This is a genomic window from Cobetia sp. PS-4MA (assembly GCF_057670765.1).
Window position 1 is genome coordinate 1675281 of record NZ_CM173107.1, and the last position, 26421, is coordinate 1701701.

Annotated in this window: 24 protein-coding genes; 9 read left to right on the forward strand and 15 right to left on the reverse strand. The window is 62.2% G+C overall.

From position 1 onward, the window contains the following. The first annotated feature begins 74 nt into the window (after window positions 1-74). Complete coding sequence (locus AC26AR_RS07185) at window positions 75-1070, forward strand: ParA family protein (RefSeq protein ID WP_417285925.1); 996 nt, start codon at window positions 75-77, stop codon at window positions 1068-1070. A gap of 82 nt (window positions 1071-1152) precedes the next feature. On the opposite strand, the gene AC26AR_RS07190 is transcribed toward AC26AR_RS07185, so the two are convergent. Next, window positions 1153-1977 carry an inositol monophosphatase family protein gene (locus AC26AR_RS07190; protein ID WP_417285924.1) on the reverse strand — a complete coding sequence of 275 codons (825 nt, stop codon included), beginning with the start codon at window positions 1975-1977 and terminating at the stop codon, window positions 1153-1155. A 508-nt stretch (window positions 1978-2485) separates the two neighbouring features. Here AC26AR_RS07190 and AC26AR_RS07195 point away from each other — a divergent pair. Next, a complete protein-coding gene (locus AC26AR_RS07195) occupies window positions 2486-3745 on the forward strand; it encodes a pyridoxal-phosphate-dependent aminotransferase family protein (RefSeq protein WP_255304417.1) in 1260 nt (419 codons plus the stop codon). After that, the gene (locus AC26AR_RS07200; protein ID WP_488107787.1) at window positions 3742-5076 is read left to right on the forward strand and encodes an allantoate amidohydrolase; all 1335 of its coding nucleotides are present in this window, start codon (window positions 3742-3744) and stop codon (window positions 5074-5076) included. The genes AC26AR_RS07195 and AC26AR_RS07200 overlap by 4 nt, the downstream gene beginning before the upstream one ends. A gap of 34 nt (window positions 5077-5110) precedes the next feature. Here AC26AR_RS07200 and uraD read toward each other — a convergent pair whose 3' ends face one another. Next, a complete protein-coding gene (gene uraD / locus AC26AR_RS07205; protein WP_404625419.1) occupies window positions 5111-5644 on the reverse strand; it encodes a 2-oxo-4-hydroxy-4-carboxy-5-ureidoimidazoline decarboxylase in 534 nt (177 codons plus the stop codon). Between the two features lie 293 nt (window positions 5645-5937). On the opposite strand from uraD, the gene uraH reads away from it, so the two are divergent. From uraH to AC26AR_RS07220, 3 genes are all read left to right on the forward strand, one after another. Beyond that, the gene (gene uraH, locus AC26AR_RS07210; protein ID WP_136937878.1) at window positions 5938-6294 is read left to right on the forward strand and encodes a hydroxyisourate hydrolase; all 357 of its coding nucleotides are present in this window, start codon (window positions 5938-5940) and stop codon (window positions 6292-6294) included. A 9-nt stretch (window positions 6295-6303) separates the two neighbouring features. Further along, entirely contained in the window at window positions 6304-7551 is a 1248-nt protein-coding gene (locus AC26AR_RS07215; RefSeq protein ID WP_404625421.1) for a urate hydroxylase PuuD, read from the forward strand. A gap of 95 nt (window positions 7552-7646) precedes the next feature. Then, window positions 7647-9728 (forward strand): methyl-accepting chemotaxis protein, encoded by a 2082-nt coding sequence (locus AC26AR_RS07220; RefSeq protein WP_417285922.1) that lies wholly within the window; start codon window positions 7647-7649, stop codon window positions 9726-9728. 166 nt (window positions 9729-9894) lie between these two features. On the opposite strand, the gene AC26AR_RS07225 is transcribed toward AC26AR_RS07220, so the two are convergent. Further along, window positions 9895-10539: a TetR/AcrR family transcriptional regulator gene (locus AC26AR_RS07225; RefSeq protein WP_488107788.1), complete on the reverse strand. Its 645-nt coding sequence runs from the start codon at window positions 10537-10539 to the stop codon at window positions 9895-9897. A 268-nt stretch (window positions 10540-10807) separates the two neighbouring features. On the opposite strand from AC26AR_RS07225, the gene AC26AR_RS07230 reads away from it, so the two are divergent. Next, window positions 10808-12904 (forward strand): oxidoreductase, encoded by a 2097-nt coding sequence (locus tag AC26AR_RS07230; RefSeq protein ID WP_479398660.1) that lies wholly within the window; start codon window positions 10808-10810, stop codon window positions 12902-12904. A 57-nt stretch (window positions 12905-12961) separates the two neighbouring features. Here AC26AR_RS07230 and AC26AR_RS07235 read toward each other — a convergent pair whose 3' ends face one another. The 5 genes from AC26AR_RS07235 to AC26AR_RS07255 all read right to left on the reverse strand — a co-directional run bounded on the left by AC26AR_RS07235 (window position 12962) and on the right by AC26AR_RS07255 (window position 15378). Beyond that, window positions 12962-13300 (reverse strand): S26 family signal peptidase, encoded by a 339-nt coding sequence (locus tag AC26AR_RS07235; protein ID WP_488107789.1) that lies wholly within the window; start codon window positions 13298-13300, stop codon window positions 12962-12964. A gap of 3 nt (window positions 13301-13303) precedes the next feature. Next, window positions 13304-13804, reverse strand: a complete 501-nt coding sequence (sodN, locus tag AC26AR_RS07240; RefSeq protein ID WP_417285920.1) for a superoxide dismutase, Ni — start codon at window positions 13802-13804, stop codon at window positions 13304-13306. Between the two features lie 2 nt (window positions 13805-13806). Next, window positions 13807-14016: a hypothetical protein gene (locus AC26AR_RS07245; RefSeq protein WP_404625429.1), complete on the reverse strand. Its 210-nt coding sequence runs from the start codon at window positions 14014-14016 to the stop codon at window positions 13807-13809. A 25-nt stretch (window positions 14017-14041) separates the two neighbouring features. Then, window positions 14042-14461, reverse strand: a complete 420-nt coding sequence (locus AC26AR_RS07250) for a DUF2753 family protein (RefSeq protein ID WP_488107790.1) — start codon at window positions 14459-14461, stop codon at window positions 14042-14044. Window positions 14462-14658: 197 nt separating this feature from the next. Beyond that, window positions 14659-15378 (reverse strand): hypothetical protein, encoded by a 720-nt coding sequence (locus AC26AR_RS07255; protein WP_404625431.1) that lies wholly within the window; start codon window positions 15376-15378, stop codon window positions 14659-14661. Window positions 15379-16052: 674 nt separating this feature from the next. On the opposite strand from AC26AR_RS07255, the gene AC26AR_RS07260 reads away from it, so the two are divergent. Continuing rightward, on the forward strand, window positions 16053-16715 hold the full coding sequence (locus tag AC26AR_RS07260; RefSeq protein ID WP_404625432.1) for an NADPH-dependent FMN reductase: 663 nt from the start codon (window positions 16053-16055) through the stop codon (window positions 16713-16715). A 97-nt stretch (window positions 16716-16812) separates the two neighbouring features. Here AC26AR_RS07260 and AC26AR_RS07265 read toward each other — a convergent pair whose 3' ends face one another. The 6 genes from AC26AR_RS07265 to AC26AR_RS07290 form a co-directional block, all read right to left on the reverse strand. Continuing rightward, window positions 16813-17871, reverse strand: a complete 1059-nt coding sequence (locus tag AC26AR_RS07265) for a type II asparaginase (RefSeq protein WP_217622031.1) — start codon at window positions 17869-17871, stop codon at window positions 16813-16815. Between the two features lie 282 nt (window positions 17872-18153). Beyond that, a complete protein-coding gene (locus AC26AR_RS07270; RefSeq protein ID WP_404625433.1) occupies window positions 18154-19854 on the reverse strand; it encodes a gamma-glutamyltransferase family protein in 1701 nt (566 codons plus the stop codon). A gap of 65 nt (window positions 19855-19919) precedes the next feature. Further along, complete coding sequence (locus AC26AR_RS07275) at window positions 19920-20759, reverse strand: sulfite exporter TauE/SafE family protein (RefSeq protein WP_404625435.1); 840 nt, start codon at window positions 20757-20759, stop codon at window positions 19920-19922. Between the two features lie 245 nt (window positions 20760-21004). Beyond that, on the reverse strand, window positions 21005-22333 hold the full coding sequence (locus AC26AR_RS07280) for a TRAP transporter large permease (protein ID WP_479398669.1): 1329 nt from the start codon (window positions 22331-22333) through the stop codon (window positions 21005-21007). Next, window positions 22330-22872 carry a TRAP transporter small permease subunit gene (locus tag AC26AR_RS07285; protein ID WP_141392067.1) on the reverse strand — a complete coding sequence of 181 codons (543 nt, stop codon included), beginning with the start codon at window positions 22870-22872 and terminating at the stop codon, window positions 22330-22332. Before AC26AR_RS07285 ends, AC26AR_RS07280 begins: the two co-directional genes overlap by 4 nt. Before the next feature lie 138 nt (window positions 22873-23010). Continuing rightward, complete coding sequence (locus AC26AR_RS07290) at window positions 23011-24102, reverse strand: TRAP transporter substrate-binding protein (RefSeq protein WP_488107791.1); 1092 nt, start codon at window positions 24100-24102, stop codon at window positions 23011-23013. Between the two features lie 711 nt (window positions 24103-24813). Between AC26AR_RS07290 and AC26AR_RS07295 the strand changes: the two genes are divergently transcribed. Then, window positions 24814-25761, forward strand: a complete 948-nt coding sequence (locus AC26AR_RS07295; RefSeq protein ID WP_404625441.1) for a hypothetical protein — start codon at window positions 24814-24816, stop codon at window positions 25759-25761. Window positions 25762-25781: 20 nt separating this feature from the next. Here AC26AR_RS07295 and AC26AR_RS07300 read toward each other — a convergent pair whose 3' ends face one another. Beyond that, window positions 25782-26234, reverse strand: coding sequence for an Lrp/AsnC family transcriptional regulator (locus AC26AR_RS07300; RefSeq protein WP_077376692.1), 453 nt, complete (start codon window positions 26232-26234; stop codon window positions 25782-25784). Window positions 26235-26421 lie beyond the last annotated feature (187 nt).

Sequence of the window (26421 nt, forward strand, 5' to 3'; positions counted from 1 at the left end):
AGTCCGACATCTCCCTGTACTCGAATTGCCGCCACGATGTGGTAGCCTTGAGGAAAACAGGGAGTTGATCTGCAATGAAAATCGCGGCGGTGTACAGCATCAAGGGCGGTGTCGGCAAGACGGCTTCTGCCATCAACCTCGCGTATGTCGCTGCCAACAGTGGTCTCAGAGTGCTGTTGTGGGATCTGGACCCTCAAGCCGCCGCGACTTTCTATGTGCGGACCAAGCCCAAGCTCAAGGGCGGCGTCGAGAAGCTGATCAGCGGCAAGCAGGACCTGTCACGCGTGATTCGGGCGACCGACTATCGCAATCTGGATGTCCTGCCGGCCGAGTTCTCCTATCGCAACCTCGATCACATTCTCGAGGAAGAGAAGCGCTCTCGCCTGCGCAAGGTATTGAAGCCGGTGCGTGACGATTACGACCTCGTCATCCTGGATTGCCCCCCGAGTATCTCGACTCTCTCCGAGCAGGTCTTCGCGGCCGCTGATACGCTGCTGGTCCCGATGATTCCGACGGTGTTGTCACTGCGCACGCTGGAGCAGCTCAATGCCTATCTGGCCGAGATCGATCTCGATGTGCCTGTCTGGCCATTCTTCACGCTGGTCGATCGTCGCAAGACCTTGCACAAGGATGTGATGGAATCCCTCAAGCAGGACCATCCGCTGCAGCTCAGTGGGCATATTCCTTACTCCAGCATCGTCGAGCGCATGGGAATCGAGCGCAAGCCGGTGCCGGTCTTCTCGCGCAACAGTGCTCCGGCGGCAAGCTACCGAGAGTTGTGGAAGGAAGTCGGCCAGCGCCTCGGGCTGCTCAAGGAGCCGGCAGCTGGTGAGGGGAAGGCAGACGCAGACGCGAGTATGCCTGAGACGAGCACGGCCGATGGTACGTCCATTGCCAATCAGTCCGCTCAGCCCTCAGACAAGCCGGATGTCAGCATCGGCTCCAAGGCCAGGGCAGCCAAGTCGTCCACCGCGAAATCGTCTGGCAAGCCCTCTGACAAGTCTTCCGGCAAGTCCTCCGGGAAGGCGGGAGCCAGGCGCAGCAAGAAGGGCGGCAACCTCGGCGATTGATGCCCAGCATCTCACTGAGGGATGCCCACAATGCAAGAAGCCCCGCACTGGCGGGGCTTCTTGCATTGTGGGGGAGGGTGACTCAAAGCCCGGGCAGGCCGGAACTGGCATCGGCATCTTCCAGCAGGCGCTTGAGCGGTGCATGCAGGGCCGGTGAGGCTACCACGATATTCTCGCCATACAGCTCCTCGGGGATGCCGTCCGGGCAACGATAGAGGTGACCGGTACGTGCGCCGGCTTCGCGGGCAATCAGCAGGCCCGCCGCAAAGTCCCAGGGAGAGACGCTCTCATAGTAGGCATCCAGGCGGCCGCAGGCGACATCGCAAAGATCCAGCGCGGCACTGCCGTTGCGTCGGACATCCTGACACACCAGCAACATGGCGGAGAGACGTTTGAGCAGGGGAGGACGGCTGTCCCGGTTATAGGGAAAGCCGGTCGCGACCAGTGCGCGGCTCATGTCTTCGGTCTCGCTGACCGTGATGCTCTCGCCATTCATCCAGGCTCCCTTGCCGCGAATGGCGGTGAAGGTCTCGCCGAGGAAGGGCGCGTGAACCACCCCCATCTGGATCTTGCCACGCTCGCACCAGGCGATGGAGACGGCCACATGGCGCAGCCCGTGAGCAAAGTTGACGGTGCCGTCGATGGGGTCGATCACCCACAGGCCTCCCTTGGTGCCGATGACGTCGCGCTCGGGCGATAGCTCCTCGGTCAGGCGTGCATCTTCAGGGAATTCGGTCTCGAGCGCCTCGGCAAGGAAGGTGTCGATCGCCACATCGATGTCCGTGACCAGCTCATCGCCTTTCTTGTAGTGGTGCGCGAACCCTTGCTCCTCGCGCGCTTGCACCATGCGTTCTCCCGCGTCTCTGGCCAATTGGGTTGCACGTTCCAGGCGTTGTTCCAGCGTCATGTGGCTCTCCAGCAGCGATGATCAGGTCAGATGAGTTGACGCTCATCCCTCCGGTGACCTCCTGTATAACAGACTCATGTGGTGAGTTCAGCCTTGAGGGAGGGAACGGGCACACGAAGGGTGTGCTCAGGCATCCGATTCAGGCGTTGCATGCCCCTTCATGGTGCTTTCCCTGCAAGGCGTGCACTGCCAGCGGGAGGTGGCGAGGACCGCTTCAGCGATTATCCCGTTATCTTGAGGGGGCGTTTACTCGTCACGCTTCCTGAAGCATCCCGCTTGGGGCCCTGACGAAGACCCGGCCAGCCCCGGCCAGTAGCGGAGAGCCTGTCCCCTGGCCGGCATGACGTGTCTGACCGGGGCTTCGTCAGGACAGGCCGGTGGGATCTGAGGATTCAACATCCGTTTCATTTTTTGATTTCTGGCGCACTTGTTGCAGTAGTCTGGTCATGGCGTTCGGCAAGCCGCCGAACCTTCCCGCATTCAATGCCCTGAAGCACAAGGAGCGAACGTGACACCGATCCCTGACCAGATTCATCCCCCGCAGCGCCTCCTGATGGGCCCGGGCCCGATCAACGCGGACCCACGTGTGTTGCGTGCGCTGTCAGCGCCATTGATCGGCCAGTACGACCCCGCGATGACGCATTACATGAACGAGACGATGCAGCTCTATCGCGGCGTCTTCGAGACCCGGAACGCGGCGACCCTGTTGATCGATGGCACATCACGGGCCGGGATCGAGGCGGTGCTGGTCTCGTTGATCCAGCCGGGGGAGCGTGTACTGGTGCCGATCTTCGGCCGTTTCGGTCATCTGCTGCGCGAGATTGCCGAGCGCTGCGGTGCCCAGGTGCACACGCTGGAATGTGAGTGGGGCGAGGTCTTTCGTCCCGAGCAGATCGAAGCCGCCATTCGCGAGGTGCAGCCAACGCTTCTCGCGCTGGTACAGGGCGATACCTCGACCACCATGTGCCAACCGCTCGAGGAGATCGGTGCCATCTGTCGCCGTGAAGGCGTGCTCTTCTACAGCGATGCCACGGCCTCGCTGGCGGGCAATCCGCTCAAGACGGACGAGTGGGGGCTGGACGCCGTCACCGCTGGCCTGCAGAAATGTCTCGCCGGTCCGTCTGGCAGTTCGCCGCTGACGCTGTCGCCGCGTGCGGTGGAGGTGGTGCATGCACGTCGGCACGTCGAGGCCGGGATCAGCAGTGGGGGCGATCGACTGGCGGAGCCGGGCGCGCGTATTCGCTCCAACTATTTCGATCTTTCCATGGTGCTCGATTACTGGGGAGAGCTGCGCCTCAATCACCACACGGAGGCCACCAGCATGCTGTATGGCGCGCGCGAGTGTGCGCGACTGCTGGTCAACGAGGGCATGGACAACGCCATCGCGCGACATGCGTTGCACGGTCAGGCGATGGTCGAGGGACTCAAGGGGCTGGGGCTTGCGCTGTTCGGTGACCAGGCACATCGCATGAACAACGTCAGCGCGGTGAGGATTCCGGATGGCCTGGATGGCGAGGGGTTGCGTCGCAGCATGCTGGAGGATTTCGGCATCGAGATAGGCACCAGCTTCGGGCCGCTGCACGGCAAGGTCTGGCGCCTCGGCGTGATGGGCTACAACGCGCGTCGCGACACGGTACTCACCACGCTGGCGGCGCTGGAGCAGACTCTGCGACGCGGTGGCGTCCAGTGTGTCGCCGGCGGTGGTGTCGGCGCGGCGCTGGACTTTTATCAAGAGCATCAGGACCAGCCGGCGGGAGAGCGGCCATGACCATTGATGTGTCCCGAGCGCGCACGACAGCGGGCATCGCCCCGCTGGAAACGGCGGCGGACGTGCTGGCAGCCTGCGATGCCCTGGCGGCGATTTCACGCAGTGACAGCGGGATCGATCGCCGTTATCTGACGCCTGAGCATGCGGCGGCCAATGCCACCACGGAGGCCTGGCTCAAGGCGGCAGGACTTCACAGCTGGCAGGACGGGGCGGGCAATCAGTGGGGGCGATGGTGCTCGAAAACGCTCTCCAGCGAGAGCGAGGTGCCGCGGCTGGTGATCGGCTCCCATCTGGACAGCGTACCGGACGCCGGTCGTTATGACGGAATTCTGGGCGTGCTTCTGGGCGTCGCGGCGCTGACCCACTTCCAGCAGCGTGCTGAACAGGAGGGTGCCGGCTTGCCGTTTGCGCTCGAGGTGGTCGGCTTTGGCGATGAGGAAGGCACGCGCTTCGGCGCGACCCTGCTCGGCAGCCATGCCATCGCGGGCAGCTGGCAACCGGGATGGGAGCTTCTGGAAGATGAGGAGGGTATCAGCCTGGGGGAGGCGCTGACCGCCTTCGGGCTCTCGGGTCAATCGGCGGCCAGTGCCAGCCTGCAAGCGACTCCGCCGCTGGGCTATCTGGAAGTGCATATCGAGCAGGGGCCGGTGCTGGAAGCCGAGAATCTGGCACTGGGCACCGTGACGGGTATCGCTGGCGCGCGTCGCTTTGCCGTCAACTTCGCCGGTCAGGCCGGCCATGCCGGCACCACACCGATGGCACTGCGTCAGGATGCGCTGTGTGCCGCGGCAGAGTGGACACTGGCCGTCGAGACCCTGGCGCGTGAGGTCCAGACAGGCAAGCGCGCTGACATGCCGGATCACTCACTGGTGGCCACCGTGGGGTGTTGCGAGTTGCGTCCCGGTGCGGTGAATGTCATTCCCGGCGCCGCGGCGTTGAGTCTGGATATCCGTGCCCTGGACGATGCACAACGTGACCGGGCGCTGGAGGAACTGCTGCATCAGGCCCACCAGATCGCCGAGCGTCGCGGCGTCACCTTCCGTTGCGAGCAGACCCATGCCGCGAATGCCGTCGCCTGTGATGAAGGGTTGATGCAGGCAGTGGATATCGGTATCGCCGCCACCGGACAGGCGCCTTTCCGGCTGCCTAGCGGTGCCGGCCATGACGCCATGGCGGTGAGTCACCTGTGCCCGGTGGGCATGCTGTTCCTGCGCTGTGAGCGGGGCATCAGTCACCACCCTGCGGAGGCGGTGACGGAGGCGGATGTCGCCAGAGCACTGGCGGCCTTGATTGCCAGCATCGAGGCAGTGGCCGCCAGATATTCGTGTTGATCATCGGCGGCCAGAAGATGGCATGGGCGGCTGCCTAGCTCGCGTCCAGCAGGCCCGGCAGTCGCACTGCGGCAATGGCATCGATCTGATTCAGGGCTTCCTGAAATTCCGTCTCGGTGGATTGCGGCAGGCGTCGTTCCAGTTCGGCTAGGATGCTTGAGGCGCTATGGCCCTTCACGCAAATGATGAAGGGGATTCCGTGACGGGCCTGATGGTCGGCGTTGGCCTTGAGGAAGCGTTCGCGGGTGGCGTTATCGAGCTGGTCCAGCCCCGCGCCACGCTGTTCGCCTTGAGAGGCGGGCGTGAGACTCTCGAGCTTGCCGGCCGCCAATTCCGGGTGGGCGTCGATCAACTGGCGGCGCTCGGTCTCGCTTGCTCGGCGTACCGCCTCGGCACAGGCGCTCAGCAGGGCTTCGGTACTGGCAAAGGGGCGCTCTGCAGCGGCGCGTTCCACTACCCAGTCGGAGTGCTCATAGAGGCCGCTCAAACGACGAGCAAGTGCTTCTGGTGGCAGGGCGTTGAGGGTGTCCAGCATTGCCAGATATTCCATCGGGGTTTCGATTGGCATGTGCCTTGCTCCAGAGAAGAAAAGAGAAAAAGACGTGAAGAATCCATTGCTTGCAAGGCACATGCCGCCGCCAGACAAGCCGGGACTCGCCCTCGAGGCAGTGCGTCTGCCGGGGAGACGTGTCCCCTGCACCTTGACCGTCAGGTCAGATTAGGCGAGTGCACTCCTGCGGTGCAATGCCACCAAAGCCCTGAGCCGTGACATGCCGAGCGCCATGCATCATTGATCGGATCAGCGGCTGCATCACGGACAACGCGTCAATGTCACACGCTATCCATCACAAGGAAATGACCATGCCCAGACTTACCACGCATGTGCTCAACCAGGCTGAAGGCATCGCCGCCAGTGGCGTCACCATTCTCCTGGAGCGCCAGGATGCGCAGGGCAACTTCCAGCAGGTTGCCCGAAGCATCACCAATCAGGATGGCCGTGTCGAGGCGCCATTGCTGGAGAACGCGCCATCGAGTGACGACGATCACTCCGGCGTCTACCGCCTGACGTTCCAGATAGGGGACTACTTTGCCGGGCGTCCGGTGGGCAAGGGCATGCTCGGGCGGGTGCCGGTCGAGTTCACGCTGGAGGCCAGCGGCCACTATCACATTCCGCTGCTGGTCACTCCGTGGGCCTACAGCGTCTACCGCGGCAGCTAAGGAGCCGGCATGAGCGCATATCTCCTCGATTGGGCAATGCTGCTGACACGTTGGCTGCATGTCATGGCGGGTATCGCCTGGATTGGCGCCTCGTTCTTCTTCATCTGGCTCGACAATCGCCGCCAGCCTGCCCGTCATGCCCTCGATGGTCGTCCGGGGGGCGAGCTCTGGGCAGTGCACGGCGGTGGCCTCTACCATCTGTTTCGCCATGACGGCGTCAGTGAGACGCTGCCCAGCGAGATCCACTGGTTCAAGTGGGAGGCCTACGTCACCTGGCTGTCCGGGATGGGGTTGTTCACGCTGATCTACCTGCTGCAGCCGCAGGCCTATCTGATTGATCCGCGCGTGTTCGAGATGAGCGGCAGCATGGCCGTCGGTAGCGCACTGGGACTGCTCCTCGCAGGCTGGCTGGGCTACGAGGCGCTGTGTCGCAGCCCCCTCAAGCGCAGCGCTGCGGCGCTGTTCGTCGCGGTCGGTGTCTGGTTGACGCTGGCGGCCTGGTTCGCGACGGAGCTGTTCTCCGGGCGTGCTGCCTTCCTGCTGATGGGCGCGCTGATGGGCAGCATCATGGCGGGCAATGTCTTCAACGTGATCATCCCGGGTCAGAAGGCGCTGCTTGCCGCCGCGCAGCGTGGCGAGACCCCGGACCCGATCCACGGTCAGCGCGCCAAGCAGCGCTCGGTGCACAACACCTTCATCACGCTGCCGGCGGTCCTGATGATGATCAGCAACCATTACCCGCTGCTGTACGCCAATGACTATCGTCTCGGCGTCATCCTGCTGCTGCTGGTGACAGGGGGGCTGATTCGCATCGCCACGGTGGATCACCACAAGGGTGTCAAGCGACGTTGGGTGCCGGTGGGAGCCGTAGCGGCGCTGATCGGCGTGATCGTGCTGTGTGCACCACGCGCTCAGCCCGCTCCGGCAACGGCCGCAAGCGCCGCGTCTTCACCGTCCGTGGCGGCCAGCAACACCGCTGACAATGCGGTGATGGGAGAGAATGAGGCTCTGCGCGAGAAGGTCCGACATATCGTCGAGCAACGCTGTGCCGGCTGTCACAGTGATTCGCCGACGTTGATCGGGCTTACCGCGCCGGCGGCAGGGGTCGCCTTCAATGGCTGGGAGGACATCCAGCGTCAGGCACTGCGCATCCATCAGCGCACGGTGGTCGACAAGAGCATGCCGCTGGCCAACATGACCCAGATGACCGATGCCGAGCGTCAGATGCTGGACGACTGGTGGCAGGCGACACGCTGAGAGAGTGCCGGGTCAGTCATGCATGTCATCGCTACAGTTGTGGGGCGTTCGGCCGATAGTCGTGATACTCCACTCACGGATCGGAAACGCGCGCAATGATGACAACAAAAAGGCGACTGGCCCGCGCCAGCGTCGGCAGCAAGTTGGCCTTGCTGGTGCTGGGATTGATGATGGTGGCCTTCATCGTGCTGGGACTGGTGTTCTCCACCGCCAGCAAGCATCAGGTGGAAGAGGGCACGGAACGTGCCCTTGCCCAGCAGCAGCAACAGATCACCAATACCATCGAACTGTTCGATACCACCATGCAGGCCAGCGTGACGCGCATGCTCAATGCCTTCCTGGCCACCATCCCGGACAATTTCACGCGGACAGAGACACGCCGCCTGCCGATCGGTCAGCGAGATGCACCGGCGCTGCTCAATGCCGGTTTCATGCTCAATGATCAATCCGGCTATCTGGCCAATTTTGCCAAGCGCACCGGAGCCCCGGTCAGTTTCTTCGTGCGCGATGGTGATGATTTCGTGCGCATCGCCACCACGCTCAAGACCGAGGATGGCTCGAGCCTGCTCGGGCTGACGCTGAGTGGTGGGGTCAAGGAAGCACTGAATGCCGGCCAGCCCTATACCGGCATGCTCTATCTCGCCGGCCATCACTACATGACGCGCTATCGCCCGATCACCGACTTCAATGACAACGTCATCGGAGCCTCCTTCATCGGAGTGGATATCGGAGCGCAGATCGATGAGCTCTACGCCACCATCACCAGCATCCAGTTGCATGACAAGGATTTCAGTCTGGTGGCCAGCACGGCGGCTGAGCAACGTGGGCAGGTATTGACCGAGGGGCCGTGGCAGGGCCGTTCATTGACGGACTTCAAGGATGAGGCGGGTCGGTCGGCCATGGCGCCGCTGTTTGCCGCCGATAGTGGCCAGTTTGAATATCGCCTGGCAGGCGAGGACAGCTCACGCATCACTCGCTTCCAGCACTACCCGGCATGGAACTGGGTCGTGGCCACCACCATCGACGAGAACGAGGTGACCGCTGGCATCACCCGTCTTCGCAATCAGGTCTTCGGCCTAGCGTTGCTGCTGGCGCTCTCGGTGGCCGCAATACTCTATTTCCTTGAGCGTCGCTTGATCAGTCGCCCGCTCGATGCCCTGGTCAAACTGGCTCAGGCACTGGCGCGTGGGGATCTTTCCCAGCGCATCACGAGCCAGCGTCAAGACGAGATTGGCAAGCTGACGGACGCCATGAACAGCATCGGTGAGGACCTGAGCCGCGTGGTCGGTCAGGTCCGGACGACCACCGTTGCCGTCAATCAGGCCGCCGGGGAGATCGCCCAGGGCAACGAGGAGCTGTCGGCCCGCACCGAGCAGTCGGCGTCGAGCCTGCAGGAAACCTCCGCCTCGATGGAGGAGATCACCACGACCGTGCAGCACAGCGCCGATTCCGCTCAGCAGGCCAGCCAGCTGGTCAACTCGACCTCGGAACAGGCACGCCGTGGCAACGAGGACATGAACAAGGCGCAGGCGAGCATGGAAGACATCAATCGCTCTGCCGAACGCATCAACGAGATCATCAGCCTGATCGACGGCATCGCCTTTCAGACCAATATCCTGGCGCTCAATGCGTCGGTGGAGGCTGCGCGGGCCGGCGAGCATGGGCGTGGCTTCGCGGTGGTGGCCCAGGAAGTGCGAACGCTGGCGACACGCTCCAGCGATGCCTCTCGTGAGATTCGCGGCCTGATCGATGAGTCCATCTCCCACACGCAGCAGGGTGTGGCCCAGGTGAAGGACGCCAGTCATGCGATGGCCGAGATTCTGTCGAGCGTCGAGCGTGTCAACGACATGATCGCCGAGATCAGCGCCGGTGCCCGTGAACAGAGTGCCGGGGTCGGTCAGGTGAATACGGCGGTCAGCGAGCTGGATGCGATGACCCAGCAGAACACCACCTTGGTCAATCAGGTCAGTGGCGCGGCGCGCAGCATGAGTGCCCAGGCACAGTCGCTAGAGTCGTTGATGTCAGGCTTCAAGGTGGCTGGCGGGCATGATGGGGCGAACCCGCACATGTCTGATGCAAACGCTTCTCCCCGACAGGAGAGTGCGGCGTTTCATCGGGCAACGCAGTCGCCGCGTGATTCGCGATTGCGTGAGGAAGAGGAATGGGAGGCCTTCTGAACCGGACTTGGGCATCATCGCCTGACTCGAGGACTGACTCGAGAGCCGGATAGGCGCACCTCGGGCGAGAGGGACAATCCGCGACGCCATGGCACGTTTAGCAGGCCCCCATCGACGATGTGTCGATGGGGGCCTGCTGCGTATCAAGCGCGCGGTGGACACGCCTTCAGCCTGGATGACGCGCCGCGAAGCGCGCCAGTTCATGTGGCTGGCAGGGTTCACCCACGAAGATTTCCACATAGTCAGCGACGCGCCCGATGCGCTCCGCGACGCTTTCCCGGGTGCGCATCGAGAGGTAGCCGATCTGGGTCAGGTAGATGGTGCGTGCTCGGACATCGGCCTGGGATTCAGGCTGGCCATGACGCATCAGCATCGCGGTCAGTGCCTGAATGCGTGTCTGATCCGCCTGGTCGACGACGGCGGCAACGTCCTCGTTCTGCAAGCCCCAGTTGCGGATCGCCAGCTCGAAGCGAGAGTCGAACAGCGACTCATCCAGCCAGCAGTCGAAGACATTGAGCATGGCCTCCACCACCGTGGCGGCGTATTGCTCGCAGCGCCCGAACAGCCTGGCGGTATTGTGGGCATCCCAACGGGCGAGCAAGGCGGCGAGCAGGGCATCGCGGTCCTTGAAGCTCCAATAGAAACTGGTGCGAGACAGCCCCAATGTCTTGGCCAGCGTCAGAACGCGTACCGAGTCCACGCCACCGAGCAACAGCTGCTGATAGGCGGCCTCCAGCCAATCCTCGGCCTTGCCACGTCCTTCCGTTCTGGCGCTCGCACTCTCGGGTCGTGTGGCGGTGGTCTCTGACATGGTGGGCTCCTGAAGGGGCTGACAGGCGGGGGATGCTGTCGTCGGGGGCTCGAAGATCCAAGCGTGACACCCGTACGGGGGTGAGTGGCGTGGCTCGAGCATGCTGTTTGCGACAGTGAGGATTCAGTCTGCGCCAGCGGAACAAGAATGCCATTTCCAGCGACGCACGATCTGGATTCTAGGGCTATAGTCAGTTCATGTACACATGTGTACACGATAAAGGCATCTCTGTTTGTGATGTCTCATGACCTGACGTTCAGGAGGCCGCATGGCTCAGGATCCGCTGCTCACACCGTTCACGCTCAAGCACCTCACTCTCAAGAATCGCTTGATGATGACCTCCCACGAGCCCGCCTATCCCGAAGATGGCATGCCCAAGGCACGTTATCGCGCCTATCACGAGGAGCGTGCGCGCGCTGGTATCGCCTTGACCATGACAGCAGGCTCCGCCTCCGTTGCCCGGGATAGCCCGCCGGTGTTCAACAATATTCTCGCCTGGCGTGATGAGGTGGTGCCCTGGCTGAGCGAGCTGACCGATGCCTGCCATGAGCACGGTACCGCAGTGATGATCCAGCTCACCCACCTGGGGCGTCGAACGCGCTGGGACAAGGCCGACTGGCTACCTGCCGTGTCGGCGTCGCATCGTCGCGAGGCGGCTCATCGCGCCTTTCCCAAGCGGGTCGAGGACTGGGACATCACGCGCCTGATCCAGGACTATGCGGACGCCGCAGAACGCATGAAAGCGGCGGGTCTTGATGGTATCGAGCTGCAGGCCTACGGGCATCTGATGGATCAGTTCTGGTCACCACTGACCAACACCCTGGAGGGGCCCTACGGCGGCAGTCTCGAGAATCGACTGCGCTTCACCATGGAAGTGTTGAGCGCGATTCGTGCCCGGGTGGGCAACGAGTTCATTGTCGGGGTGCGCTACACCGGGGATGAATGCCTGAGTGGCGGCCTGGATGCCAGTGATGGCCTTGCGGTCTCGCGTCTGCTGCGCGATAGCGGACAGGTCGATTTTCTCAATGTGGTACGCGGCCATATCGATACTGATGCAGGCCTCACTGATGTCATCCCGATTCAGGGCATGGCCAGTGCGCCGCATCTCGACTTTGCCGGACAGATTCGTGAGGCGATGGATTTCCCGACCTTCCATGGTGCCAAGATTCAGGACATCGCCACCGCGCGCCATGCCATCGCCACCGGCAAGGTCGACATGGTCGGCATGACGCGTGCCCACATGGCGGACCCGCATATCGTGCGCAAGCTGTTGGCCGGCAAGGAAGAGGATATTCGCCCCTGTGTCGGGGCCAACTATTGTCTCGATCGCATCTATCAGGGTGGCTCCGCCTACTGCATCCACAACGCCGCCACCGGGCGTGAGCTGGAGCAGCCGCATGACATCGCACCGGCCGAGGTCGCCAGGAAGGTGGTCATCATCGGGGCGGGACCGGCAGGGCTTGAGGCCGCACGTGTCGCCGGTGAGCGCGGCCATCAGGTGGTGGTGCTGGAAGCGGCGGATCAACCCGGTGGCCAGATTCGCCTGACCGCGCAGAGCGAGCGGCGTCGCGAGATGATCGGTATCATCGATTGGCGCATCAGTCGCTGCGAGGCGCTGGCCGTCGAGATTCGCTACAACGTCTTCGCCGAGGCCGATGACGTGCTGGCGGAGCAGCCGGATGTGGTCATCGTCGCCACGGGCGGCTACCCCGAGGAAGACATGCCGCAGGCCGGCAGTGAGCTGGTCGTCTCCAGCTGGGACATCCTCTCCGGCCATGTCACGCCTGGCCGCAACGTGCTGCTGTTCGATGACGCGGGGGACCACGCTGCACTCCAGGCCGCCGAGATGATCGCCAACACCGGAGCCAGGCTCGAGATGATGACGCCAGATCGCACCTTCGCGCCGGAAATCATGGCCATGAACCTGGTGCCTTACATGCGCAGCCTGCAACGTCTCGCCGTCACCTTCACGCCGACCTATCGCCTCGGCGGTGTCGCGCGCGGTGAGGAGGGCCAGTTGATCGCCCAGATCGGCAGTGATTATCTGGATGACGCCGTAGCACAGGGCAAGGGCACCGGTGCCTACGCGGATCAGCGAATCGTCGATCAGGTAGTCGTCAACTACGGCGCCCGCCCGATGGAAGATCTCTACTTCGAACTCAAACCTTACTCGCGCAATGGCGGGGCAGTGGACTATGACGCCTTGATCGAAGGACTCGCCCAGCCTGCAGACGGCCCAAGTCCTGAGCACACCGAGCGCTCAGCAGACGGCAAGTTCCAGCTCTACCGCATCGGCGATGCCGTCGCGACCCGCAATACCCATGCGGCAATCTATGACGCGCTGAGGCTGATGAAGGTGGTGTGAGGGTGAGCAGAGAGGTTGGATATCACAGGGGAGCCATGGCAAGTGACAAAGAAAGGCTCACGTATTGTCTTGAGAGAAGGTGTGGATCACTCGCCCTTTGACTCGCCGACAAGACAGCAAGCCCATCTTTTCAGTCGAGGTACTGTCCGGATGGGTACCTTCCAGCCATAGCATGCCGTCTGGTTGTATCGCGCGGATACGCTTGATGATGCGGCCGAAGTGGGGGTGCCGTGCCACCACGATATCCCCGACGCGATAGCGCGATTTCCAGCGTTTCAGCGTGACGACATAATCTTCCGGCGCAAGGCCGGGAGACATGCTGAGTCCATTGACGCGATAGAGCCCGATGGGCATCCGTTCACGCTTTCGCGCTTCATGTGTCGTGTCTTGGGGCATTGATCAGTCCAGCTTCGGATACACGACGCTTTCAGACGGCGGATACGGGCAGGTGGCGGTAAAGGTGGTGAGTCCCTTGGTATCCCAGAACGCCGCGGCGAATTCATTGATGAGGGTCAGCAGTTTCTCGCCCTTGTCGCGCTCGATGCCCTGTTTGCAGGCAGAGCCGGCCAGCATGATGCTGTGGACCAGTGCATCGATGTCCGGATAGGCGTCACGCTGCGGCTGCTTGAGGTAGTCGCCCCAGATGATGCGGATCTCATGCTTGGCTTTCTCGGCGTGGCTTTCCTTCTGCTCCACCAGACGGGCGAGCAAGGCCTGGTCTGCCAGCGTCAGGCTGTCCTCCTGGTCCAGCTCATTGATGAGGTCCATGAAGCGGATCACGCTGAGTGCGGCGATCTGCGCAGCGGACGGGTCATAGATCTTGCAGGGGATATCACAGTGCGCGGAGGCCGCAGGGAGTGAGACCAGTCGGTCAACGGTGCGGAGCAGGGCATGAAGCATGTTCAATCCTCCTTTTGCTGAGTGGTCTGACGTTTGTGACGCGACTGACGAATGACAAAGAACGCGGTTCCGATGACGGCTGCGATGGCGCCATAGAACAGGGTGTGAACGAGGGGGCTGCTCCAGTCACTGTGGTCATGTCCCGGGTGGGCCAGTGCCGTATTGGCGGCGGTCAACAGCAGCAGTCCACTCGCGATGAGGGGGTTCTTCATGCCATATCTCCTGTGGGGGTGAGGATCAGTGATGGACCCGCGTCGCCGCATGACGCGCGGGGGTTGGCCGATAAGTCCGCTGACGAGAGACGCCCAGCCATTGCACGGTATTCATGATGTCCATTCGCTCCTGGCCACTGCCGCGCAGCAAGGCTTGCTGGTGGGCATGGCACAGGCCCGGGGCGGAAAGCGCATGGGAGAGGCGGGCATGGGCAGCCTGCAGGGCGCTCATCGCCTGCGGGTGCTGCCCTTGGGCGCGATAGAGCTCCACCAGATTCTGATAGCTCACCACCAGCGCCGTGACCCCGCCTTCCGGGTCTGCACCGGGCATCAGAAAGATGTCTGCCAGGTGGCAGGCACTGAGATAGTGCTGCTCTGCCATGACGTAGTCGCCCTGTTCGAACAACGCATTGCCTGAGCGGGTTTCACGCTTCCATTGGTCCATGAGGCCCTCCTGTGTCCGGGTGTCGTCAGCATGCCAATCTTAATGATTATGATAATAATTATCATTCAATAATGGTGCAATGCCTCGACTGCTGCAAGGGCTCAGGGAGAATCCGTCAGGGACGTCCTGTGATACGTCTCAGGCTGGCAGGGCCAGGCAGGTGATGTCAGCGAAGCACCGAGCTTGAATGGGACGGCTCATTGACGACTGGCAGTCGCCGGGGACGATTGGGGAAGACGGTTGCTGCCGCCATCAGACCCGGGTGAGGCAGAGGGTGTCGGACATTCAGGTGTCAGCGACGCTGTCGGGGCTGAGGCATAGCGCTGTCTGGCCGTGTGCATGATGGTCTCCATGCTGGCGTAGACCATGTAGAGCTCTCCCAGATGCTTGTCAGTCCTTAGCGTGGCATCGTGAAGCGGCAACAGACCGAAGCGCTTGAAGATCTTCATGTTGGCGCGGTTGCACAACCCCAGAATCCCATCACCATTTCTGGATTTCACATGGCGTGCCGCTGCTGCCATCAACAGATTGCCATGGGCGAAACGTTTGGCCTCCGGGGCCATCACCAGACGGCTGAATTCATAGATGGCACCTTCTGGGATGGAAACGACATCACTCTCGTCAAAGAGGGTGCGCGACTCGAGACCGCCAGGTGTGATGCGAATGCTGCCCAGCAAGGTATCGTGCTGTGTGTCCATCAGGCAGATATGCTGACTGTTGCTGTCGATCACGTCATCGTGGTCCGTGTGCTTCTTGAGATATGCCTTGGCGACACCATGGTGTTGGTCACGCAGCTTGAGGACCTGCTGGAAAAGTGGATGGCGACGACCGAAGAATGACACCGTCTCTCGATGGGTCTGATGCGTGAAAGAAGAGGTGAACTGCGTGATGACGGCGACGTCGTGACTGTCTTTCATTCCCTTGCTGACTCCTCGTTTCCTGAGGTGGATGAGATATCTCATGCTTGCGGGATGGTAAAGCTAGCACTTTATTAGTTTTGGTGCATGTTTGTTGCGTCGCCATGACAGGTTCATGATGGGGGAATCCGGATGTCGGTCTGCGCGAGACTCCGCCCTGCGGGATCACGCGAGGACTGAAGCGCGAAGAGGGCATGGTCGGTTATTTGGCGATATCATTGGCAAAAATGTCGCGAAAATTGGGTTGATGGCATGATTCTGGGTGGTTCGGCAGACGCGGTCATCCATCGTGAGCCATCTTTCCGCCTTGCCAGTGGCGGGGGATCGTCGTCCATCGTCAGCAAGGAAATGACGCAACCTCGAATATGCCATAACGCTACCCAAGGCTCATTGCTGGCGGAGATGTGCTGAGGAAACGGTGATGTGGCGTATCGTTTCCTGTCGAGGAATTCGTCGAAAGCGATCTCACCTTCGCGAGGTTAGCCCTGGGTGACGGGCGAAAATAGCGAAGACATCGAGTCTGATGTGTCGCTTCCGATCACGAGATGCCACGAAGGGGGTTGCGGTCAATCTGCCAATCGGCCGAGATGGCAATGGAGCATGGTGGGAATGCGTGATTCAGGGGTGATGCGCTGCCAGAATCACCTTACATGACACACTTGAAGGAGTTGACAATGGCGCTCAAGATTCTGGTCTTTCTGGGGTCGGTACGGACAAGTTCACCCCCATCCCCCGCACGTCTGGGAGAGCGGGTCGCCAGATGTTGCATGGCCAAGCTTGAGGAAAGTGGTCATGAAGCGGTGTTGATCGACCCCCTGAATTACGACCTCTCGGACCCCTTCAAGCCGCTGTTTTCCTATGCACAACGCAATGCCCCGCAGGATTTGCTGACACTCGCCCAGGAAATAGAGTCGGCGGATGGCTATGTGGTGGTCAGCCCCGAGTACAACCATTCCATGAGTCCGGCACTGGCGAATCTCCTGAATCACTTCGGCAGCTCGCTCTACTCCTACAAGCCCTCGGTGATCGCGACCTATTCCGCAGGACAGTGGGGTGGCGTGCGGGCGGCGGTTAACATGCGCACCTTCCTCTCGGAGCTGGGCTGTCTGCCGGTCTCGGCGATGATCCACGTGCCCCGGGCCCAGGACGTGCTCGATGAGGACGGCAGCTACACCGAGACTCAAGATGCCCAGAAATGGAGCGGCTATCTCGAGCGGGCCTTCGAACAACTTGCCTGGTGGGCGAATGCGGCCAAGCGCTATCACGAGAGTGAAGAGGGTGAAAAACGCCCCGGCGCGTTCACGCGCAGCCCCTCGCAGCGCAACGCGCCTGAATGAATCACTGAGTGTGGAAAAGCAACAAGGGACTGCCGTGGCAGTCCTTTGTTGCTTTGCGGGTCACTCTCACGCCGCGTCATGCCATCTGGCGGATGGCTTACTCGAAGTAGGCGCGCAAGGTGTTCATGTCATCGGTTTCGGTCAGCGCCAGCGAGAGCAGAATGCGCGCTTTCTGAGGGTTGAGTGCACCGCTGCCGATACCTTCTTCCTTGGCCGTCACGATGCCGTTGCCGGTACGCGTGCTGCGAACGACTGGCAGACCATCTTCCATCGCCTGCTTCACCAATGGCTTCAGAGTGTCCGGAATGGAGCCATTGCCGCTGCCGGCTATCACGATACCCTTGGCGCCATTGTCGAGTGCAGCGGTGAACAGCGCCGGGTCCATGTCCTGATGGGCGTAGATGATATCGACCTTTGGCAGGCCATCGAGGGACGTCACGTCAAAGTGTGGCTTGTCGGTCGGGGTCGCCGGTGTGTAGTAGAAGTGCGGCTTGCCGCTGATGAAGGCACCCAGATAGCCCTGCTCGGTCGCCTTGAAGGTGTCCATCATGATGGCATTGGTCTTGGTGGTGTAATACGCCGAACCGATGCGGTCGTTGAGCACGATCATCGCCCCACGACCCTCCGCGCCTTCATCGGCGGCCAGCGTGACCGCCTCCAGCAGATTGAAGGGACCATCGGCACTGATGGCGGTCGCCGGACGCATGGCACCCACCATCACCACCGGTTTGTCGCTTTCGACCGTGAGATCCAGGAAGAAGCCGGTCTCCTCCAGCGTATCGGTACCATGCGTGATCACCACGCCATGTGTGGCATCGGTGGCCAGCGTCTCATTGATCGATTTCGACAGCTTGAGCAGGATTTCCTGATCGATGTTGCTGCTGCCGGTATTGGCGATCTGCTCGCCCGTCACCTCTGCCACGTCTGCCAGTTCCGGTACGGCATCCAGCAGTGCCTGTACGCCGATGCTGCCGGATTTGTAGTTGGTGGTGTCCGTGGAGGAGGCTGAGCTGCCCGCTATCGTGCCGCCGGTCGCGTAGATCTTGACGCCCGGGTGATCCGCCGCATTGGCCTGAATGCCATAGGCCAGAGAACAGGCGGCGATCGAGATGGCAGCTACAAGGCGGCGAGGAGTCATGAAGGAAGCTGTAGTCATTGTGGTGAGTCGCTCTTTGTCGTTGTTGTCGGAGTTATCGATGCCAATGGCCTGTCGATACCGTGCTGTCCAATGAACATCCGATGCGTCTGTGCAGAGGCAGGCGGTTTGCCTCATGGTTTCCTCAATCATGAATAAGGAAAGTTTCATGTCATGACGAGGTCTCATCCCTGCCCCCCGGTCTGACTGGGGGGAGGGAGGGGGTTGAACCATACTATTGCCAGCATCAATCTGAGCAGCAATATCTCGGCCAGCTTGTGACGCTGAGCTGGCCGGATTTCATCAGGTCAGCGCCGCGCCACCATCGCTGCGTGGGTCATGTGCGGCCTCGACCTGTCCATCCGGGTGACGCATCACCGCACCGGCGTGACCCAGCGTATCGCTGTAGGCGTCTTCCAGCACCTCTACTTCATGCCCCAGCTCCCTGAGTGCCTCCGCCATGTCACCCTCAAGGCGCGATTCGAGCTTGAGGCTGGTGCTGACATCGCCCCAGGTGCGACCCAGCAGCCAGCGTGGAGCACTGATCGCGGCCTGCAATGACATGCCGTGACGGGCGATGCGAGTGAAGACAGCGGCCTGAGTCTGCGGCTGGCCTTCACCGCCCATGGTGCCGAAGGCCATCACACGGCCATCATCGAAGCAGGCGAGTGAGGGATTGAGGGTATGGAAGGGCTTGCGGCCCGGCGCCAGGCTGCGCAGTCTGTCGGGCGCCAGATCGAACGCCAGTCCGCGGTTCTGCCACATCACGCCACTGCTCGGCAGTACCATGCCACTGCCGAACTCCCAGTAGACGCTCTGGATGAAGCTGACGGTAGTGCCCTCGCTGTCCGTGGCGCCCATCCAGATGGTGTCGCCCTCGGCGGGCTCGTAGGGCCATTCCAGGGCGGCCTGCATGTCGATCATTGCCGCCTGCTGAGTCAAGGCATCCTGCGAAAGATGTGCCTGTTGCGTCGTGATGCCGCTTTCCAGCCCGCCCTCGAGGCAGTCCGGTGAGGTGATCAGGCTGTCGCGCACCAGGAAGGCACGCTTGGTGGCCTCGATCAGCGCATGCAGGTGACGCGGTGTATTGCCCTCCGCTTCGCTGATGCCGTGCCTGGCGCTCAATTCATCGTAGAGCCCGAGAATCATCAATGTCGCCAGACCCTGGGTCGGGGCGGGCAGGTTGTATACCTCACTGTCGCGCAGACGCACCTTGAGCGGGGTGACGCGTTGGGCGTGATAGCCGTTGAGGTCCTCCAGGCGCAGCGGACTGCCGGTGGACTGCAGTTCCTGCGCCATGTGCGCCGCCAGCTCGCCTCGGTAGAAATCGTCCAGCCCGGCATCCGCCAGGCGGGCGAGGGTCATGGCAAGCGCCGGCTGACGCAGGCGGGCGCCTTCCTCGAGCGCCATCGGCTCCCCTGACTCGCTCTGACCCAGATAGCGCTGCGCAAACCCGGGTTGCCGTGACAGCACGGCCAGGTGCTTCTCGCTCAAGGCTTGCTGGCTGGCGCTGACCGCGACCCCGTCATTGGCATGCCGGATGGCCTGTCGCAACAGCGTCGCGAGGGGCAATGGCGCGCGCTCGGCGTCGGAGGTGTCTGCCGAGAAGGCCAGTGCCTCCTGCCAGCCGCCGATGGTCCCGGCCACCGTCAAGGCGGACAGCGGCCCACGGGTGGGGATGCTGTCGCCATTCACCAGGGGAGCGCCTGTCTCGTCATCGGTCACACCGTAGCCTTGCGCGGCGTAGAACTCTCGGCTGGCCAGCGCCGCGGCCGGCCCACAGGCATCGATTGCGATGGGGGCGAGACCGGGTCGCTTGATCAGCCAGAAGCCATCACCGCCGATACCATTCATGTGCGGATAGACCACGGCGATGGTCGCGGCCATCGCGACCATCGCCTCGATGGCATTGCCGCCGTCACGCAGGATGTCACGGCCGGCCTCTGCTGCCAGATGATGGGGGGCAGCGCAGGCTCCACCGAATCCTCGTCGGGTATGCATCATGGCGTTTTGCTCCTGTGAATGTCGTTGTTGTTATTGCGCCGTTGTCAGTGCGCTGAGGGCGGAGATCAGCTGCCGGAGAACAGGTCGTAGAACATGCGCAGTGCCGTGAACATCAGGAAGATGGCGAAGACCTTCTTGAGCTTGGCGGCATCCATCGCATGGGCCAGCTTGGCACCGATCGGCGCACACAGCATGGTCGCCGGCACGATGGCGGCGAAACCGAGCAGATTGACGTAGCCGATGGAGCCCGGCAGCAGGTTCGGCTCCCCGATGCCATTGAGCAGGAAGCTGGCGGTGCCCGGCAGGCTGATCACCAGCCCGAGCGCTGCGCCCGTGCCCACGGCCAGGTGCATCGGAGTGCCCAGGGTGCTGAGGGTCGGCACGCTCAGGGTGCCGCCGCCGATGCCCATCAGGGTCGAGACGCCACCGATGAAGGTACCCAGCGCACCACTGCCCAGCGGGCCCGGCAGGCCAGTGCCCAGCACGGTGGACTGACGACGGAACATGTTAAGCGCCACGAGGAAGGCGACGGTGGCGAACAGCCCCATCAGGACCGCGCCGCTGAACAGGTTGGACAGCAGGCCGCCGATGATGACGCCGATGATCACGCCCGGCAGCAGACGCTTGAGTATCGCCGGGTCAAGATTGCCCTTGGCGTAGTGGGCCCTGGCCGACATGATCGAGGTGGGAATGATGGTCGCAAGCGAGGTGCCGACCGCCTGGTGCATGCGGACCGCCTCATCGACACCCAGCAGGCTGAAGAGGTGAAAGAGCACGGGCACGATGACGATACCGCCGCCGACCCCCAGCAAGCCGGCCATCACGCCTGCAATCATGCCGGTGACAATAAGTGCGGCGATCAGACCGAGAATCCAGTGCAGTGGATAGGCTGAGAACAGTTCCATGGTGTTTCCTTGTAGTACCCGTATGGTGCGGGGTCATTCATTGCTGGTGAAAGTTGCCGACAGACGACATCGGCAGTCGAGGCATCTCCCTGGAGCGCTTTCTCTCGCGCTGTCTCCGAGGGGGTGCGAGCGGGTTGGCGAGCCAAGACATTACGCGTTGCTGAATTATCTTTTCAATGCCCTTGTGATGGCCAGGCCCCGTTGGTGGCGTCAAGTCGCCTGTCAGGCTGGCCATCGTGACCGGGTTACCAACCGATGGCGTCCGGCAGCCAGGTGGCAAGACCCGGGAAGCAGAACAGCAGCACGATGGCCATGGCCTGCAGTCCCACGAAGGGGAGTACGCCGAGATACAGGTGGCGTGTCGTGACTTCCGGTGGCGCGACCCCCTTGAGGAAGAACAATGCCCAGCCGAAGGGAGGCGTCAGGAATGACATCTGCAGATTCATCGCCACCAGTACGCCCAGCCATACCATGTCGGTGCCATAGCCGATGAAGACCGGCAGGAACATCGGCAGTGCGATATAGCTGATCTCGATCCACTCCAGGAAAAAGCCGAGCACGAACAGTATCACCATCAGGAAGATGAGAGCGCCCAGTTCTCCCCCCGGCAGCAGATTGAATAGGTCGTGCACCATGTTCTCGCCGCCCAGGCCGCGGAAGGCCAGCGAGAATGGCTGCGCGCACAACAGGATGAAATAGACCATGGCGGTGATGGTCAGGGTCGAGTGCAGGCAAGCCTTGAGCATCGGGAAGTCGAGGCGCCGCGCCAGCAGCGCGATCACGAGACTGCCCAGTGCGCCCATCGAGGCCGCCTCGGTGGGGGCGGCCACGCCACCCAGAATCGAGCCCAGTACCGCGAAGACCAGCATCAGCGGCGGAATCACGCTGCGCGCCAGATCCCTCAGCAATTCCTTCATGCCGCCAGCGGCGGCGCGCTCCTCTTCCGGAATGGCCGGGACGAGTTCCGGCTTCCACCAGCCCAGCACCAGCAGGTAGACGATGTAGATGACCGCAATCGCCAGGCCCGGCACGAAGGCGGCGGCGAACAGGGTACCGACGGATTCGCCGAGAATCTCCGACAGCAGGATCAACACGAGGCTCGGCGGAATGATCTGCCCCAGGGTGCCTGAGGCGCAGATGGTGGCCGAGGCCACGCCCGGGTGATAGCCGCGGCGCAGCAGGGTCGGCAATGTCAGCATGCCGACGGTGACCACAGTCGCACCGACGATCCCGGTGGAGGCGCCCATCAGCACGCCGACCAGAATGATCGCGATGCCCATGCCGCCGTTCACGCCACCCATGGCGCGACCGATGGTCTCGAGCATGTCCTCGGCGACCCGCGATTTCTCGAGCATGACCCCCATGAACACGAACAGCGGTATCGCCAGCAACGTGTAATTGGTGACCACACCATAGAGACGTGCCGGCATCAGGCTGAACAGCAGCGGGCCGAAGCCTGCCAGACCCGCCACGAAACCGGCCACCGCCAATGAGATCGCGACCGGAATCCCGATCAGCATCAGGATCAGGAAGCCGCCGATCATGCTGAGGGCAATCCACTCATTCGGACTCATGAAGGCACCTTGGTGTTGGATGACGTGGTGGAAGAGGCGTCGGGCATGCGGTTCGTCAATGTCAGCAAGGCGCGCAGGCAATCCGCCATGCCCTGCAGGGCAAGCGCGGCGAAACCGATGGGGATGAAGGCCTTGAGCAGGTAGCGATAGGGCAGGCCGCCGGGGTCGGGTGAGCCTTCCATCAGTTGATACGACTGCTCGGTATAGCTCAGGCCGAGCCAGGCAATGGCCGTGCCGATGGCGATGGTCATCAGTGCGCCGAGCAGATCCACCAGCGCACGCCCCTTGGGGGAAAATCGATCATAGAAGACATCGACGCGAACGTCGGCGCGATGCTTGAGGGCATAGGAAATGCCCAGCAGCGCGATGGGGGAAATCAGGTGCCACTCGAATTCCTGGAGTGGAACGGGACTGATGCTGAAGAAGTAACGCAACAGCACGTTACTGGCGACCAGCACCACGAGTGCCAACAGCGAGTAACGGGCAATGATGCCCAGCCGCTCGATGATGCCCTCGAGACAGTGGATGACATGCAGCATGACATGACCTCACGAACGCCACGACGGGACAGGCCGTGGCGTAGACAGGGGGAGCAGGGATGACACCAGCGGTGATCCGTTCAGGCACTGGGGACGTGAGCCGCAGGTACCGCGACGGGGGAGGTTCGATGTCAGCCGTCAGAGTGCCAGGAAGGTCTTCTCGCTGACGGCGGCCCATTCCTTGTGTTGATCGCGGAAGGCCATGAACGACTCGTGCACACGTGCGGTGTCCGGATCGGCGGCCGCCATGTCGATCAGCGTCTTCTCGGTGACTTCCTTCAGGCGCGCCACCACGGAATCGGGCAACGGCTGAGCGGTGACGCCCTCGTTTTCCACCAGATCATTGAGCGCTTCGGCGTTCACCGACTCACACCAGGCCTGGCTCTCGACATTGCACGCCTGAGCGGCGGCCTTGACGATGGCCTGCAGGTCTTCCGGCAGACTCTCCCAGGCGGCCTTGTTGATCATCAGCTCGGTCACGTTGGTCGGCTCGTGCCAGCCGGTGGTGTAGTAGTACTTGGCAGCCTTCTGAAGCCCCAGACGGCGGTCCTGATAGGGGCCGACGAATTCGGCGGCATCGATGACACCGCGCTCCAGCGCCGGGAATATTTCGCCGCCCGGCAACAGGCGCACGGCGACGCCCAGCTCGGCATAGACCTTGCCGGCAAGCCCCGGGATACGCATCTTCAGGCCTTTCAAGTCCTCCACCGTGTTGATCGGCTTGCGGAACCAGCCGGTCATCTGCACGCCGGTATTGCCCATCGGGAAGGCGATCAGTCCCTTGGGGGCGTACAGCTCATGCCATAGCTCCAGGCCGCCACCGTGATACAGCCAGGCATTCATGCCCTGGGTATTCATGCCGAAGGGGACGGTAGTGAAGTACTGGGCAGCGGGAATCTTGCCGGCCCAGAAATAGGCATTGCCGGCGTTCATCTCCACCACGCCACTGGCGACGGCATTGAAGCCTTCCAGTGCCGGAATCAGCTCACCGGCCGCAAAGTGCTGGATCTTCATGCGCCGGCCCGACATGGCTTCCACCTTGCGGCAGAAGTCGGTCGGGCTACCGGGGCCCTCGACATAGAAGGGCGATCCCGGGCCGTAGGCATTGGTCATCTTCCATTGATAGGTCTTGCTGGATTCCGCGCGCACGATGGCGGGCGCACCCATCACGAGTCCAGCGGTTGAGGTTGCCAGAGCGGCACCCAGGAACTTGCGACGATCGAATGTCATGGGAGGTTCTCCTGCGGACGGATGACCAGTAGTGCCCCTGCGGCGGTGGATGTGCGGATGCGGCAAGGGGAGCCTGTACGGCGTGCTGACATCGAGGTCAGCGATCTTGTTGTGTCGGTGTTTCTGCATGCTCTTGAGTAGCGATGTCTTTCATTTGTCAGTTTTGAGGCTGTCATTTGTCATCGCGCTACGAGGATGACTCTGCAAGCTGTGTGCCATTTCGCCGTCTGAGAAATTTTTCCAATTATTTCAATGAAATATGTACAGGCAGAAGGCGCTGTTTTCCGTTGAGAATGCGCGCATGCGTCTCCGGAGTTGCACATGTGAGACCGTGGAGCCGCTGATGTGCGGAGTTCAGTGCCTGACAAATGTCAGAAGATGACGCCAATCGCGGCATTTGTTCATTGATAGCATTACGGAAGGTGACATCTGGCTCGCGAATGTGGGGTGGTGATGACCAATTGTCATGCTTGCCGCATTACGGTGCGCTTGAGTCATCGCGGTGCATTACCTCTGAGCGAGGCTGTCAGGAAAGGGCTTGGCACGAGAGGGCTGAGCGGTGCGTGGGCTGATAGGGACGGGGGGCAGGGAGAAGAGAGAGCTGGGCGGAGAGAGCCGACAGAGACATGAACGGGGCCGGTGATTGCCGGGCGATGACGACAGTCAGCAAACCCGGTGGCATCATGCGGCTTTGCCCTGTTGGAGCCTTGCATGTCACCTCATGATTCTGACGATTCCGCTTCTCCCACGCCGGCCACGTCTGCCGTCTCCTCCACGCCTTTCGCGAAACATGCTGGCGTGCGCCTGCCTGCCGCCCCCGGCGCACCCACTGACGCGCGAATACCCCGGGCCTTCCTGATCGCCATCCTGCTGGTAATGGCAGTGCTTGCCTGGTGGGAGTTGCCCCAGCAGTGGGCACGCGATGTCATCGATGCCACCCTGGGGCAGGCCTTCAGCGCCTTCGCCATCGCCAAGGGCCTGAACGCGACCATCTCGGTGCTTCAATCCTCGACCATCGACCTGCAGGTATTTCAGGTCTCGCCCGGGGAGGCGCTGGACCCCGCCAATGACATGATCGAGCGCTTCTCGTGGGTGATGTTCGCGGCGACCGGCTCATTGGCGCTGCAGAAATTGCTGCTGGGCATCTCCGGTTCCGTGATCATCAAGAGCATGACCACCGTGGCCTGTCTGCTGGCGGTGTTCGGCCTGCTGGCCGAGGGCAGGCGGGCAGACAGCGAAGCCGGGCGCGTCTCTCCCTGGTGGCAGCAGGCACTCGTGCGCCTGGCGCTATGGGGCATCGCGCTGCGCTTTGCCGTGCTCAGTGTCGCGCTGGCCAGTGGTGCGGCAGGTCAGGCCTTTCTCGATGACAGCCGAGATGCGCAGATGGCGCAGCTGAGCGTGACGCAGCAGCAGCTGGCGGAAGTGGCGGACAAGCAGGTGGGAGGCGAGCACGAGGAACGCAGCTGGTGGCAGCAGTTCAAGGGCAGCATGGAAGGCTGGGTCGGCGGGCCGATCACCAGTGTCACCGAGGGCTTTGATGCCATGACCGACAAGGTGATCGACCTCACCATGCTGTTCATCACCCAGACGGTGCTGTTCCCGCTGGGCTTTCTGTGGGTCACCATGCGCTTGCTGCGTGGGTTGGGTCGCATGCACTGATTCGCGACCCCGGCGCGTGCTTATAGCCGTGCGCCACCACGACGGTGCTTCACGCGTGTCATCAGCGACTTGCAGTCGACGGAGAGTATCTCGTCACGATTGAAGATATGTTCGCGCACGAAGCTGTCGAAGGCTTCGTAGCTGTCGGTGAGGGTGTGGATGTGCAGGCTTTTCAGGTCGCTCATGATGTAGAGGCTGACCACCTCGACACAGGCGGAAAGCTCCTCGGCGATGCGCTCGATGGCGCTGGGCGCGACGGTCAGGTCCACGAAGGTGGAGATGCCCTTGCCGAGCTTGTCCGGGTTGATGACGGCGGTGAACTGCTCGATCACGCCACTCTCGACCAATGCCTGGACGCGTGAGCGGGCGTGAGCACGCGAGATGCCCAGCTTGCGGGCGATGTCGGCATAGGACATGCGGCCGTCCTTGATCAGCAGGTTGAGCAGTTCGCTGTCGGTGCGGTTGAGGTTCATGGGCCAGGGTCTCGACGGTCTTTGTGGTGGTGGTGCGCATGGCTTATCAAACCTGTGCGATCCGCACTTGTATAGTCCGACGTCAGCCTCTGGTGAGGATATCCCGGCTCTGGAAACGACTACGGGACGCCTTGGCGTCCCGTAGTGGTCTATCTCATTCGATCACATCGCGTCGCGAACGCGTTGA